Raw genomic sequence first — 14899 nt, 5'->3', positions numbered from 1 at the left:
TTGAAATAGCTAAATTCTTGTATCAACCCAGGCCAGGCAGCAACGGTACAAACTTGACCGGTTCCAGCACGGTTTGCACCGGCCCTTCGCTAGAGAGGTCGATACAATGCAAGCGTTGCTCATTGGCCCCGATCGGCATGATCAGCCGGCCGCCGGGCGCCAGTTGGGCCAATAGTTCTTCGGGCACATGACTTGCTGCAGCCGTCATCAGGATGGCGTCAAAAGGCGCAGCTTCGGGCAGCCCAAGATGACCGTCTGCATGCTTTAACCGGATGTTGGTAAAGCGAAACTCTCTCAGTCTGAGACGGGTTTTCTCTAGTAACGGGCCGATTCGCTCTACCGAATAAACCTCTTTTGCCAGTTTGGCCAGAATGGCCGTCTGGTATCCGCAGCCCGTGCCGATTTCCAGCACTTTGCCCAGTTTCTTGCCGTTACGCAGCAAGCTGGTCATGTGCGCCACAATATAAGGCTGGGAGATGGTCTGTCCGAACCCGAGCGGCAAGGAAACATCATCGTACGCACGGCTCATCAATGCTTCATCGACAAACGAATGACGAGGAAGTTCAGCCATGACGCTTAAAACGACCTCGTCACTGATGCCTTGCTGACGCAAGCGTTCAATCATACGCAAACGCGTCCGTTGGGAGGTCATCCCTACCCCCGTAGACAGATTATTAGCCATGCTGTAACCAATCGCTCATTTCTGTTAATTGTAATTTTGCGGTCAGATCCATTTGCAGAGGGGTAATGGAGACCTTCTTTTGACTGACGGCATAAAAGTCAGTGCCTGGTGCGTTATCTTGCTCCGACCCCGCAGGCCCTACCCAGTAGATGACTTCGCCACGAGGATTGCGGGATTCGATCACGGATTCTGCCTTGTGCCTTTTGCCCAGACGCGTGATCTCAAAACCCTGCAATTCATCAAAGGGGACATCGGGGATGTTGACATTGAGAAGACGCACGGATGACCAAGGATTTTTCTGCCATTGTTCGACCAGTATGCTGGCGACTTTGGCGGCCGTATCAAAGTGCTGCCCCGCCCGGCCCACCAGCGAAAACGCCATTGCCGGAATACCCAGCAAAAACCCTTCCGTTGCCGCTGCGACCGTTCCGGAATACAGGGTATCGTCCCCCATATTGGCGCCATGGTTGATGCCGGCCAGTACCAGGTCTGGCAGATCTTGCGGGAAGCCCGTGACAGCCAGATGGACACAATCGGTTGGCGTGCCATTCACATACTGAAAACCGTTGCTTGCCTGACGCAATGACAAAGGGCGGTCCAGGGTTAACGAGTTGCTGGCACCACTTCTGTCACGCTCCGGTGCGACAACCCGGACGTTACCAAGCGACTGCATGGCACTGGCAAGATGCGCGATACCCGGCGCAAAGTAGCCATCATCGTTACTGATCAGGAATTTCATGCAGAAGGCTCTACCTGTTATTGAATGACGGAGGCAGGAAAATAAATGACAACGCTTGGGAACATATTGTCCGTTAGCGTATCTTATTCATTCTGCTTCCCTCACAAGCGCGTATATTCGTCTCATGAACGATCCGTAACGCTTGTGACTCCCTTGTTAATATGCGTTTGTATATGTACTTTTTAAGGCTGTCTACCATTTGATGCGCGCGACCCCGTTCAAATGGAAACCAGCAGATTACATTGCAGCATTTTAACCAGCAAGTTTACCAGAGAGTCCTGTTTTCTTCTGGCCTCTGATCAAGGTTTTACGTGTATTTTGATGTCATTTGAAAGTCAAATGGCATAAAATGCCAAAACACTGACCTATCTGCAACAGTAAATTGCCAGATATGCAATTTATCATTATAACGTTACTAAAGTGTGCAACAATCCGCGCGTTTTAAAGTCCCTCCATCCACAAGCGCAGTTCGCGATAGAAGGCTAAAGCCAATGAAGTTTCGTTTCCCGGTTGTTATCATTGATGAAGATTTCCGCTCAGAAAATACCAGCGGTTTAGGCATTCGTGCCTTGGCCCATGCCATCGAACAAGAAGGCATGGAAGTATTGGGCGCGACCAGCTATGGTGACCTGTCCAGTTTTGCCCAGCAACAAAGCCGTGCCTCTGCTTTTGTGCTGTCCATTGATGATGAAGAGTTTGTCTCCGAACCAGGTGAAGAGTCTGAAGCCGTTAAAGCGCTTCGCAGCTTCATGGAAGAGATTCGCTTCCGTAACAGTGATATCCCGATTTTCCTGTATGGTGAAACCCGTACCAGCCGCCACATCCCGAATGATGTGCTGCGCGAGCTGCACGGTTTCATCCATATGTTTGAAGATACGCCAGAATTTGTGGCCCGCTACATCATCCGCGAGGCCAAACAGTATCTTGATGGCTTGATGCCTCCGTTCTTCCGTGCACTGACAGACTATGCACAAGACGGCTCTTATTCATGGCATTGCCCGGGCCACTCTGGTGGTGTCGCGTTTCTGAAAAGCCCGGTTGGCCAGATGTTCCACCAGTTTTTTGGCGAGAACATGCTGCGCGCTGACGTGTGCAACTCGGTAGACGAGCTGGGCCAGCTGCTGGACCACACAGGCCCGGTAGCGGCTTCTGAACGCAATGCAGCCCGCATTTTCAATGCTGACCACCTGTTTTTTGTGACCAACGGTACGTCTACGTCTAACAAGATGGTCTGGCACGCAACCGTTGCACCGGGCGATATCGTGGTAGTGGACCGTAACTGCCACAAATCCATTCTGCATTCGATCATCATGTGTGGTGCGGTTCCGGTGTTTCTGACGCCAACGCGCAACCATTACGGCATTATCGGCCCGATTCCTCTGGACGAGTTCAAACCAGAGAACATCATGAAAAAGATCGAGGCCAATCCGTTTGCCCGTGAAGCACTGGCCAAGAACCCGAACAAAAAGCCGCGCATTCTGACCATTACCCAGAGCACCTACGATGGCGTGCTCTACAACGTGGACATGATCAAGGAAGTGCTGGGTGATTTCATTGACACCCTGCACTTTGATGAGGCCTGGCTGCCACATGCGACCTTCCATGATTTCTACCATGGCATGCACGCGATTGGCCGCGACCGTCCGCGCAGCAAAGACCCGATGGTGTTTGCCACCCAGAGCACGCACAAGTTGCTGGCCGGCCTGTCGCAAGCTTCGCAGATTCTGGTGCAGGAATCCGAAACCCGCCAGCTGGACCGTCACCGCTTTAACGAAGCGTACCTGATGCATACCTCAACCAGCCCGCAATACGCAATTATCGCATCGTGTGACATTGCGGCGGCCATGATGGAAGCGCCTGGCGGGACGGCACTGGTAGAAGAATCCATTTCCGAATCCCTGGATTTCCGCCGCGCCATGCGCAAGGTAGATGACGAGCTGGGCGACTCTTGGTGGTTCAAGGTTTGGGGACCGGAATTCCTGGCCGATGAAGGCATGGCAGACCGGGCAGACTGGGTACTGAAGGCCAATGACCGCTGGCATGGTTTTGGCAACCTGGCCGACGGCTTTAACCTGCTGGACCCGATCAAGGCAACCCTGATCACCCCGGGGCTGGATGTGGATGGCTCGTTCTCCGAGCAAGGCATTCCGGCCGCCATTGTGACCAAATACCTGTCTGAACACGGTGTGATTGTCGAGAAGACTGGCTTGTATTCGTTCTTCATCATGTTCACCATCGGCATTACCAAAGGCCGCTGGAATACACTGGTGACCGAGCTGCAACAGTTCAAGGATGCCTACGACCGTAACCAGCCACTATGGCGCACCATGCCGGAGTTTGTGGCCAAGTTCCCGCAATACGAGCGTGTTGGCCTGCGTGACCTGTGTGATCAGATTCACGGTATCTACAAGGCCAATGATGTGGCACGCCTGACCACCGAGATGTACCTATCGGACATGGAACCGGCCCTGAAGCCATCCAAAGCCTACTCCAAAATGGCACACCGCGAGATTGAACGGGTGTCCATTGACGAGCTGGAAGGCCGCATCACCAGTATTCTGCTGACACCTTACCCACCGGGCATTCCATTGTTGATTCCAGGTGAGCGCTTTAATACCACCATCGTGAAATACCTGAAGTTTGCGCGTGACTTCAACGAGCGCTTCCCTGGCTTTGAAGCAGATATTCACGGTCTGGTAGTTGAGCACGTAGACGGCGTCAAAACCTACTATGTTGACTGTGTGACGACGGATAGCACAGAAAACTGACCCCCTTCGCCTTAACAGGCAAAGAAAGCAGTAACCCAAATGGCCTGACACACGAAATTGTGTCAGGCCATTTGTTTGTAACATTCACTTGATATGCTGCAATGCAATATCGGTTGGCGCACACGCCTGCCGGGTAACATCAAGGAATGAACACATGAAAATGCTATTCTCGCAGCTATGCCAGTTTCTGGTGATGGGTAAACAACATGGCATCCGGCGCAATATGCCGGTTAACCGGGTTACTTCTTATGGCTGGCTGACACAGACCGATGGCGTCGTGGTTGCGGTGCATGAAGAGTTTGCAGAGGTGCGCTGGCCAAAAGGCGAACAGACGCTGGAACATGTACAAAACCTTGAACCGATTGTTGCCTGAACGCGGTATCTGAAGGTTTATGCAACAAAAAACCCGCCGAAGCGGGTTCTTTGTGGTTGCTGCTGACTTACCATCCGGACTGTCAGATGACAGTTTCGCTTTCGCGCTTGACGGACAGTTCCAGCAGCTCGCGCTTCAGGTTCAGATCACGTGGCAGACGGTCTTCCAGCTTGTCGAACCATTCCTTGTGCAGAATCAGTTCTTTCTGCCAGGCTTCCACGTCAACGTTGGTCAGTGCCTCGAATTGATCTTTGGTGACATCACTGCCGGTCCAGTCGATATCTTCGAATTTTGGCATCCAGCCCAGTGTGGTTTCACGCGCAGAGACGTTGCCCTGGCAGATATCCACAATCCACTTCAGCACGCGCATGTTGTCGCCAAACCCTGGCCACATGAACTCGCCTTTTTCATTCAGGCGGAACCAGTTCACGCAGAAAATATTTGGTGCATGTTCTACAGTGCTACCCATCTTCAACCAGTGGTTGAAATAATCCCCCATGTGGTAGCCGCAGAATGGCAGCATGGCAAACGGGTCACGACGCACGACGCCTTGCTGGCCAGCAGCTGCGGCAGTGGTCTCGGAGCCCAGCGTTGCCGCCATGTAAACACCAAAATTCCAGTTGAATGACTTGTACACCAGCGGTACAGTCGTTGCACGACGACCACCAAAAATGAAAGCAGAAATCGGTACGCCAGCCGGATTTTCCCACTCAGGATCAATAGAAGGACACTGGCTTGCCGGTGCGGTAAAACGGGCATTCGGATGCGCTGCCTTGCGGCCGCAATCCGGTGTCCAGTCTTTGCCGGTCCAGTCCGTCAGATGGGCTGGAGGCACTTTGGACATGCCTTCCCACCAGACATCACCCTCGTCCGTCAGCGCGACGTTCGTGAAGATGACGTTTTCTTTCAGGGTAGCCATGGCGTTGAAGTTGGTCTTTTCAGACGTGCCAGGTGCCACACCAAAATAGCCATATTCAGGGTTGATGGCGTACAGCTTGCCATCTGCACCCGGTTTGATCCAGGCGATATCGTCGCCTACCGTGGTAACTTTCCAGCCGTTGAAGGATTTTGGCGGAATCAGCATGGCGAAGTTGGTTTTGCCACAGGCAGACGGGAATGCAGCCGCCACGTAGGTTTTCTGACCTTGCGGGTTTTCTACCCCCAGAATCAGCATGTGTTCTGCCAGCCAGCCTTCATCGCGCGCCATGGTTGACGCAATACGCAAGGCAAAGCACTTTTTACCCAACAGGGCATTGCCACCGTAACCTGAGCCGTAAGACCAGATTTCGCGGGTTTCAGGGAAGTGCACGATATATTTGGTATCGTTGCATGGCCAGCGAACGTCTTCCTGACCTTCTGCAAGCGGTGCGCCCACGGTATGCAGGCACGGTACGAATTCTCCATCCGTCCCCAGTACGTCATACACGGCACGGCCCATACGGGTCATGATGCGCATGTTCAGCACCACATACGGGCTATCTGACAGCTCGACACCAATATGCGCGATAGGCGAACCCAGCGGACCCATGGAAAATGGAATCACATACAGGGTACGACCACGCATACAGCCTTTGAACAGGCCGTTGAGGGTGGCACGCATTTCGTCAGGCTCGGTCCAGTTATTGGTCGGGCCAGCGTCTTTCGGGTCTTTGGAGCAAATAAAGGTGCGGTCTTCTACACGGGCAACGTCTGAAGGATCAGACCAGGCCAGATATGAATTAGGGCGCAGTTCCGGGTTTAACCGGATCAAGCGCCCTTCATCTACCATCTGTTTTGCCAGTGCATCGTATTCTTCTTGAGAGCCATCTACCCAGTGAATACGATCTGGTTCTGTCAGGGCAGCCACCTTGGCCACCCACGCGATCAGGCGTTCATGTCGGACGAACGCCGGTGCTTGCATCAGGGGGGATTGAGACATGATTTTAATGACTTCATGTAGTAATGGGGGAACACTATTTTACTACATTTCGGTTACATTTCTCACGCTCAATTTTGTATTTATTCGACCAAAGGCTTCAATTGCGACATTTCTGCCTGGGTCAATACCCTCAATGTAGGCACATAACCGTCAAAAACAACCCCGTGCATTTCGGTCCGTTTGTGGCTTCTCATCAAGCCCAGCAGGAACGACAGGATTTCCTCGGTAATTACCTGACCTGGCACCAGTGCTGGAATGCCTGGCGGGTAAGGCACGATCTGATCGGCGCAGATGCGGCCAAACATGGCCGGATTCGGGTGATCTTCATCGTCGATCATCGGCATCATTTCCCCTGCCACATAGTAGGCATCACGCGGCAGGAATTTCAGCCCGGTAAAACCGGCAATATCCGGCGCACGGTGCAAGCGGCGTGGCGGACGTGCTTCTCTGGCAATGCGCATCAGGGCATCGTACAGACGAGAGACCTTGCTGCGGGTGGTACCAATGGTCAGCAACAGCGTCACCGTATTGAAGGTGGATTTCTCGACCTGGATGTTATAACGCTCGAACAGTTCTTTCTGGAACTCTTCGGAGGTGTAACCGGATTTGGTGATGTCGATGGTGACCTTGGTTGGATCAAGCTGCACGCCATCGTGCTTGATTTCTTCTGGCAGCAGGTCGTCCAGATCCAGTACACGGAATACGCCTGAGGCGTTGATATTGGCTTTCAGCTCACTGACCAGTTCCAGGGTTCTGGACAGCAGTTTGAAACCCTCCATGGTAGCCTGCTTACGACCGACATCCAGACTGGCCAGCATGCTGTACTGCGGGCTGGTGGAGGTATGCATGTTGAAGTTTTCGCGGAAGCTGTGCTCGTCGAATTCCGGGTCGTTCACATGGATCATGCTGGCCTGAGAGAAGGCTGACAGCACTTTGTGGGTAGACTGGGTAGCGTAGTCGGCACCGGCTTCCAGCGCGGTCGGGCGGAAAGCAGGATGGAAACGGGCGCAACCATACCATGCTTCATCGATGATGACCTTGATGCCCTTCTCGTGCGCAGCCTTGATGATGGGCGGTAAATCGTAGCGCAGGCCATCGTAGGTACAGCTGGTCAGGATCAGGACTTTGGCATCCGGGTGGTTTTCGATCGCCTCAAAAATGGCTTTTTTAGGCACAGTACCGAAAATGCCGTATTTCTTGTTCACAGATGAATTCAGGTAAATCGGATGCGCGCCAGACAGAACCACACCATGGTGCACGGACTTGTGACAGTTGCGGTCCAGCAGCAGTTTGTCGCCCGGGGTCAGCAGGGTCTGGAAAATCACCTTGTTGGCGGTAGACGTGCCGTTGGTGGCAAAGAAGGTACGACGCGCACCAAATGCTTTGGCGGCCAGTGCCTGGGCTTCTTCAATCACACCGGTGGGGTGCAGCAGGGAATCCAGCTGATCGACAGATACAGATAAGTCGGCACGGAACACGTGTTCGCCCATAAATTCATGGAAGTCATTGACCCAAGGGCTGCCGCGCAGAGAATCACCGGACGAGTGGCCCGGAGTATGCCATGCGTCTTTGGCCATCAGCACGTAATCATGCAGGGCATCATAAAAAGGTGTGCGGGATTTGTCTCGGATCTGCGCATGGATGATGCGGAACCAGCCACGGTAGTCACGCTCTTCGCGGTAAAAGTAGCCTTCGATGGCTTCGCTGAACAGGACGTCGACTACTTCGTCTTGCTTGGCTTCATCAATCATGATGTAAATGCCAAGTTCAGGGCGCAGGTTATGGATGCAATGTACCAGCTCCAGTGCGCTTTTCTGCTCTGAGTGTTTAGCCCCGTTCAAGGCATACAGGTTGTCATCAATCAGCACGGTCTGGATGTCGCCATCCGTACCCAGTACGTCCAGCGCTTCTTGCGCAGAGGTAACGCCAGTGAAGGTAATGCCAAACGGATTATCGAGATGTTTGGCGGCACTGTTAAGCCCGTTGGTCAGGCTCCGAAGTACCATTTTTTCATCGTTGATGACCAACACTTTGCTGACGGGTTTTGCCATGAGTATGCCTCTTCCAGTTTCTTTGAACGCTGCTTTGTCTTCTGATCAACCTGCACAGAACGTACCGCCATGCAGAATCGAGTTTCAATAAACGATAGTGTGCAACAAATTGCACATTACGGCAAGAGGGAAACTAAAACATCATTCAATGTTGGTTTACCGCAGCGACAAAAAACATACAGCGAATAAACTCGTGTTAGTAATCATCGACTTACACCATGCATTATCCGCCGTTGGAGGCGAGTCCCAGTTTGGCCAAAGGGTTGGGCGTCTCTGGCGGAATCGTCAGGAAACGGTTCAGCAGTTTGTCGCTTACCTCTGCCACGCTGGCCGCCTGCCATTTGGGAGTATCCCCTTTATGAATCAGCCGGGCACGGACACCTTCAGAAAAATCCGGGTTCAGGCAGCACTGGATGGACACCCACCATTCCATGCGGAATACATCGGCAAGCGAGCGATGCTTGGCGTAGCGTTGCAACTCGTACGCCAAAATCTGGGATAACGGACAACCGGCCGCCATCGAATCCAGTGCCTTGTCCAGCCAGGGACTTTTGCCTCTCAGACTGAATAGCCTTGAGATGGCAGATTCGACATTGCCGGCATGCAGCGCCTGACTGATCTGGTCACGGAAGATGAACAGTTCTGCATCGGGCAGCGTCAATGTGCACTCCTGTGTTTTGGCTGCCAGCATTTTGGACAGCATGTCATGGTTCAGTGCTGTATCCCGGCTCCAGGGCATGACATGCAACTCTTGCAATATCTGCTCATGCTGGCTACCCGCCATGCAGTAGTCCGCAATGCCGAGCCGCATGATGTCTCTCGGGCCAATGGCAGTGCCCGTGAGCGCCAGAAACAAGCCTAGCCTGGCGGGCAGACGGGACAAAAACCAGCTTCCGCCAGCATCCGGGTAGAGGCCGATATGGACTTCCGGCATGGCCATTTTGGTTGTTTCGGTAATCACGCGATGGGATGCACCAGCAAACAGACCCCAGCCGCCCCCCATGACCACGCCATGCCCCCAGACCAGAATCGGTTTGTGATAGGTATGAATCAGGTATTCCAGCTGGTATTCCACCGAGAAATAGTCACTGGCAATCTCGAATACTTCGGCTTCGGTATGGGATTGCAATAATTGATGCATGGCCCGGATATCACCACCGGCGCAGAATGCCCGCTCGCCCGTACCTTGCAAAACAATGGCGACCACATGATCATCTTTGGCCCAGCGATGAAACGCCGCCGACAGCGCCATCATCATCTCGTGAGACAACGCATTCAGTGCAGTAGGCCGGTCAAGGACAATCATGCCGATGGCCAAACCGTTGGCTATCTGTTTTTCTGAGACATGGATATCCATGGAGGTTCCTGATGATTAAAAGGCAGTACATCTTTTTGCATCTGCCTGGATCGTCGAATGTATTAAACAGCCCTATTAATAGCTTAGCTTTTGATTGACCATTTGCCTAGCCATTGCCTTGGGGCACTTTCCGTAATCAGTCGCCATCCAATGTGTTTTGACAGTCAATCGAATACAGAACAAGCAACCTGGAGAAAACCGGATTTTTATGAACCGGAATGTGCACGATGTTTGACATCACGCAAATAAGCCGAAGGCGATTATGGCAAAGTGCTTACTGACCCAAATGTCTTGTTTTAACTCCATGCGTTTTTTCCAGATGCGTCGGGATTGGCCATCCATTGAGCGCACAGCATGCCATTAAATGTCAGAATGAGCAGCAAAGCCGGTTTTCACCGTGAATACGACACAATTATCTACAAATTTGCGGTTGCATGCCCGCACAGCACTCCCTAATATGAAGAATACGGGCAAGACATGAATAACGGAGTTATAAAAATGACAATGGCAAGCGTTTTCGAGAAAACACATCAATTGCCAACGATTCCCAAGGTCGTACAGGATCTGATCAATACATTTAATCAAGAAAATGTGGATATTTCATCCATTGCCAAAAAAGTGGCACTAGATCAGGTATTGACGGCCAAAGTATTGCGCCTGGCAAACTCCGCCCATTATGGTGCGAGCAGAAAGATTGGCTCGGTTGAAGATGCCGTTGTGATTCTGGGTTTTAACAGCCTGAGAACACTGGTGATTGCCTCTGGAATTACCGGTGCGTTCTCTACCATTCCGGGAATGGATACAGGCGCGTTCTGGAAGCACAGCCTGCATGCTGGCGCGATTGCCAAATGGCTGGCCAAGCATGGCACGCAGAAAATGAACCCCGAACTGGCGTTTACTGCCGGCTTGATGCATGGCATTGGCCAATTGCTGATCCATATCAGCCATCCTAAAGAGTCGGCAGCCCTGAATGCCAGTCACGAGATTGGTTGTCAGCAAGATCTGATCAAGTTAGAACAGACTACCTTCGGGTTTGACCATTGCCAGATTGGGGCTGAACTGGCCAGACGCTGGAATTTCCCGGTAGATATCCAGACCGCCATTGCCTACCATCCTGCCCCTGAGGCCGCACCTGAGGGTACGTCTCTGTATGCATCGCTCACGCATATCGCGGTATTCATGGCTGCAGGTATTGAACATCACAATATTGAAGACGCGCTGGAAAACAGCTTTCCTGAAGCCATTGCCAGTCAGTTCGACTTTACCAAAGGAATGATGCAGGCCGCCCTGCCAGAGCTAACCGCCATGGCACACGATCTGGACGAGCTGGTGTGATTGGCGTTTTGCATCCGGCTACCGGGCAACAAACCGAATCGTGACCTGAAGTCCGCTGGACTTGGGGTCATTTTTTTTGAACATGCAATACCATCGGTGTGTGGGGTCATGGCTGCACGGGGTTAAATGACAGCCAGAAATCTGCCAGCACCACGACTTTTAGCCTTGTTCTGTCATGATAGTTCTCTATAATGAACCGGAACAATCAAGCACAGTGAACAACTGGCCAATACACAGGGAGTAATCAATTTATGTCTGCGCAAAAGTTCCGTCTTGTGACCCGAAGTGACTTTGATGGCCTGGTTTGTGCCGTACTGCTCAACGAGCTGGATTTGATTGATGACATTCTGTTTGTGCATCCTAAAGACATGCAGGACGGGAAAATCGAGATCACCAATCGTGACATCACCACTAACCTGCCATATGTGGCAGGGGCGCACATTGCATTTGACCACCATTTGTCTGAAACCATCCGCAATACCGGTGACAACAAAAATCATGTGATTGATGCAAAAGCTCCTTCAGCCGCGCGTGTTGTGTACGATTACTATGGCGGCAAAGCCAAGTTTCCACATATCAGCGATGACATGATGGAAGCCGTCGATAAAGCCGACTCTGCCCAGTTCTCGCTGGATGAAATCCTGAACCCGAAAGACTGGGTACTGCTGAACTACCTGATGGATGCACGTACCGGTTTGGGCCGCTTCCGCGAATTTCGCATCTCCAACTACACGCTGATGATGGATCTGATCAAGTATTGCAAGAACCATGGCATCAGCGACATTCTGGCATTGCCGGATGTCAAAGAGCGCGTGGAACTGTTCAAGGAACATGAAGCCAAGGCCAAAGAACAGATTCAGCGCTGTTCAACTCGCCATGGCAATCTGGTGGTGCTGGACTTGCGTGAAGAAGAAACGATTTTTGCCGCTAACCGCTTCCTGATTTATGCCATGTTCCCCGAAACCAATATTTCCATCCATGTGATGTGGGGCCGTGACAAGCAAAATACCGTGTTTGCTACCGGCAAATCCATTGTGAACCGTAGCAGCAAAACCAACGTAGGCGAGTTGATGCTGAAATACGGTGGCGGTGGTCATGCCAATGCCGGTACTTGTCAGGTTGATAACGACAAAGCCGCGGCAACACTGGCTGAACTGGTGGCGCAAATTACGGCAGCAGGCTAAACACGATAAGCCAGGCCTGCAAGGCTAGCAAACCCGATAAACACCAAGGGCCGGTTGTGATGTTCACAACCGGCCCTTGGTGTTTTAAGACGTCATTAGTCTGTCGTTAATTGTCTTTCGATGGCATCACGCGTCAGGTGTGGCGCAAACAGATGGATGAAGTCATAAGCGAAGCCGCGCAGATAGGTATCTTTGCGAAAACCGATCCGGGTAGTAGATGGTTCGAACAGATGGCTGGCATCAATGGCGCGTAATCCGACATCTCTGGCGGGCTCAAACGCCATGGTTGCCACAATACCGACCCCAAGCCCCAGGCTGACATAGGTCTTGATCACGTCAGCATCAATCGCCGTGAGGACGATATTGGGCTCCAGCCCGGCGGCATGGAACGCCTTCTGCATTTTGCTGCGGCCAGAGAAGGCAAAGTCATATGTCACCAACGGATATTTGGCGATGTCTTCCAGCGTAATTTCAGAGAAATCCAGCAGGCGATGCCCTTCCGGCACGATCACGCTGCGGTTCCATTGGTAACAAGGCAACATCACCAGCTCTTTGAAAAGCTCGATACCTTCGGTCGCGATGGCCAGATCGGCCTCGCCAGACAGTACCATCTCGCAAATCTGGGTCGGACTGCCTTGCTTGATGGACAGGCTCACATTCGGATACGCCTTGAGAAACTGCTGGATCACGCTTGGCAGTGCATAACGTGCCTGAGTGTGCGTGGTGGCAATGGTGAGGCTACCGGCATTCTGACTGGAGAATTCATCCCCAACCCGCTTGAGGTTGGAGGCCTCACGCAAGATGCGCTCGGAGATTTCCAGCACGGCTTTACCCGGTTTGGTGATCCCTACCACCCGCTTGCCATGACGAATGAACACCTCGATGCCCAGTTCATCCTCCAGCAGACGTACCTGCTTGCTGATGCCGGGTTGCGAGGTATGCAGTTTTTCAGCGGCATCCGATACATTCAGACCCTGCTTGGCGACTTCTACCATGTAGCGCAGTTGTTGCAGTTTCATGATTTATCCTGTGTGTGCGGTCAGACGGACAATAACGTTAAACAATGAGAAGGATTTTATATTCCTGTTGGAAATAAATAAACATATTTATCACAAATATTTTCCATATAAATTATGGATTGAGATTAAATTTATATTTTTATATCAACAAGTTAAAAAACAAAACGTCTGTCAGCCTTCGAAAAACCGTATTTAGAATATATAACAATAAGCATATTACTATTTGCACATTTCTCTTGTGCCGTGTAGCGGATTTGCAGATTGAGCAACGCACACAAACGCCAGACCCGCCGTGTGCGAATGCCCCGCTTTGGCAGTGCCTTGAAATAGCTGTCGAGTAGCAGCCGGATGCTACCCGCATACCCGGTGGTTGCGCGCATAATGTTTTACGTACTGGCATCAGGATGCAGTGCGAACAACAACCAGACAGAGGAGATACCATGGCTGCAAAGAAAATACTCATGCTGACAGGTGACTACACAGAGGACTATGAAACCATGGTCCCCTTTCAGGCCCTGTTGATGGTAGGACACACCGTACACGCCGTCTGCCCCGGCAAAAAGGCAGGAGAATCCGTTCGTACCGCAATCCATGACTTTGAAGGCGATCAGACGTACAGCGAAAAACCCGGGCACAATTTCACGCTGAACGCCTCTTTCGATAGCATCAAGGCAGCAGATTACGATGCCTTGGTCATTCCGGGCGGACGTGCCCCGGAATATCTGCGCCTCAACCCCGAGGTAATTGCCATCGTCCAGCATTTTGCCTTGCAAAACAAACCAATTGCAGCCATCTGCCATGGCCCGCAATTACTGGCCGCTGCTGGCGTCATCAAAGAGCGCGCCTGCAGTGCGTATCCGGCTTGCGGACCAGAGGTGAAAGCTGCGGGTGGCAACTTTGTTGACATCCCGGTCGACAAGGCACACATTGATGGTAATCTGGTAACTGCACCCGCCTGGCCTGCCCACCCTGACTGGCTGGCCAAGTTCCTGCAAGTGTTGGGTACTCGTATCGAACTTTGATGATGGCCGCGGGTGGCATCTGCATCTCACGCCACCCGTTGTATTATCCGGAGGGGATGATGTGTGAAATCTACGTAAAGGCTGACCCCATTTTGTATGAGTCGCGGTCCCGATCGCTACGCATTCATGGCTTTGTGACCAAGATCCGTCTGGAAAACCTGTTTTGGGACATTCTGGCTGAGCTGGCCGGGTCTGAGGGCATGACCACGAACCAGCTGGTGACCAAACTGTATGGCGAGATCATTGAATACCGTGGCGAGGTAGACAACTTTGCCTCTTTTCTGCGTGTGACCTGCCTGCGATACCTGACCTTGCGACATCAAAAACCCGGTGAACGCCCAAGCCTGGCCGTGGTGGAGACCATGCCGGTGCTACAACATGCGCCACCGGCACGGCATATGTAAACCTGCCCAGACATAAAAACACGATAAATAACTACAGACAAAACAGC

Annotated in this window: 12 protein-coding genes; 6 read left to right on the top strand and 6 right to left on the bottom strand. The window is 52.1% G+C overall.

Annotation, left to right across the window (positions count from 1 at the left end; translation table 11 throughout):
- Positions 1-22: 22 nt before the first annotated feature.
- Positions 23-682, bottom strand: a complete 660-nt coding sequence (locus F552_RS0101835; protein WP_211208204.1) for a protein-L-isoaspartate(D-aspartate) O-methyltransferase — start codon at positions 680-682, stop codon at positions 23-25.
- Positions 675-1421 carry a 5'/3'-nucleotidase SurE gene (gene surE / locus F552_RS0101830; RefSeq protein ID WP_018150007.1) on the bottom strand — a complete coding sequence of 249 codons (747 nt, stop codon included), beginning with the start codon at positions 1419-1421 and terminating at the stop codon, positions 675-677. The genes F552_RS0101835 and surE overlap by 8 nt, the downstream gene beginning before the upstream one ends.
- 491 nt (positions 1422-1912) lie before the next feature.
- On the opposite strand from surE, the gene F552_RS0101825 reads away from it, so the two are divergent.
- The gene (locus F552_RS0101825) at positions 1913-4189 is read left to right on the top strand and encodes an arginine/lysine/ornithine decarboxylase (RefSeq protein WP_018150006.1); all 2277 of its coding nucleotides are present in this window, start codon (positions 1913-1915) and stop codon (positions 4187-4189) included.
- Positions 4190-4343: 154 nt separating this feature from the next.
- Positions 4344-4562, top strand: coding sequence for an MreC domain-containing protein (locus F552_RS18220; RefSeq protein WP_018150005.1), 219 nt, complete (start codon positions 4344-4346; stop codon positions 4560-4562).
- 82 nt (positions 4563-4644) lie between these two features.
- Here the strand turns inward: F552_RS18220 and F552_RS0101815 are convergent, their stop codons facing one another.
- From F552_RS0101815 to F552_RS0101805, 3 genes are all read right to left on the bottom strand, one after another.
- Positions 4645-6480, bottom strand: coding sequence for a phosphoenolpyruvate carboxykinase (GTP) (locus F552_RS0101815; protein ID WP_026182297.1), 1836 nt, complete (start codon positions 6478-6480; stop codon positions 4645-4647).
- 80 nt (positions 6481-6560) lie between these two features.
- Positions 6561-8531 (bottom strand): aminotransferase class I/II-fold pyridoxal phosphate-dependent enzyme, encoded by a 1971-nt coding sequence (locus F552_RS0101810; RefSeq protein ID WP_018150003.1) that lies wholly within the window; start codon positions 8529-8531, stop codon positions 6561-6563.
- A gap of 223 nt (positions 8532-8754) precedes the next feature.
- A complete protein-coding gene (locus tag F552_RS0101805) occupies positions 8755-9888 on the bottom strand; it encodes an enoyl-CoA hydratase/isomerase family protein (RefSeq protein WP_018150002.1) in 1134 nt (377 codons plus the stop codon).
- 498 nt (positions 9889-10386) lie between these two features.
- Here F552_RS0101805 and F552_RS0101800 point away from each other — a divergent pair, with 498 nt between their 5' ends.
- Entirely contained in the window at positions 10387-11223 is an 837-nt protein-coding gene (locus tag F552_RS0101800) for an HDOD domain-containing protein (protein ID WP_026182296.1), read from the top strand.
- A gap of 251 nt (positions 11224-11474) precedes the next feature.
- The gene (locus tag F552_RS0101795; protein ID WP_018150000.1) at positions 11475-12407 is read left to right on the top strand and encodes an exopolyphosphatase; all 933 of its coding nucleotides are present in this window, start codon (positions 11475-11477) and stop codon (positions 12405-12407) included.
- 95 nt (positions 12408-12502) lie between these two features.
- Here F552_RS0101795 and cysB read toward each other — a convergent pair whose 3' ends face one another.
- Positions 12503-13426 (bottom strand): HTH-type transcriptional regulator CysB, encoded by a 924-nt coding sequence (cysB, locus tag F552_RS0101790; protein WP_018149999.1) that lies wholly within the window; start codon positions 13424-13426, stop codon positions 12503-12505.
- 440 nt (positions 13427-13866) lie between these two features.
- Between cysB and F552_RS0101780 the strand changes: the two genes are divergently transcribed.
- Together F552_RS0101780 and F552_RS18215 are read left to right on the top strand one after the other, a co-directional pair.
- A complete protein-coding gene (locus F552_RS0101780; protein WP_018149998.1) occupies positions 13867-14448 on the top strand; it encodes a DJ-1/PfpI family protein in 582 nt (193 codons plus the stop codon).
- Between the two features lie 59 nt (positions 14449-14507).
- Positions 14508-14852 carry a ribbon-helix-helix domain-containing protein gene (locus F552_RS18215; protein WP_051078240.1) on the top strand — a complete coding sequence of 115 codons (345 nt, stop codon included), beginning with the start codon at positions 14508-14510 and terminating at the stop codon, positions 14850-14852.
- The last annotated feature ends 47 nt before the right edge of the window (positions 14853-14899 follow it).

The sequence above is a fragment of the Leeia oryzae DSM 17879 genome (assembly GCF_000376945.1).
In the GTDB taxonomy this organism is placed as follows: Bacteria; Pseudomonadota; Gammaproteobacteria; order Burkholderiales; family Leeiaceae; genus Leeia; species Leeia oryzae.
The sequence above is the reverse complement of the archived record's forward strand: the minus strand, read 5'-3'. Positions and strand labels throughout refer to the sequence as shown.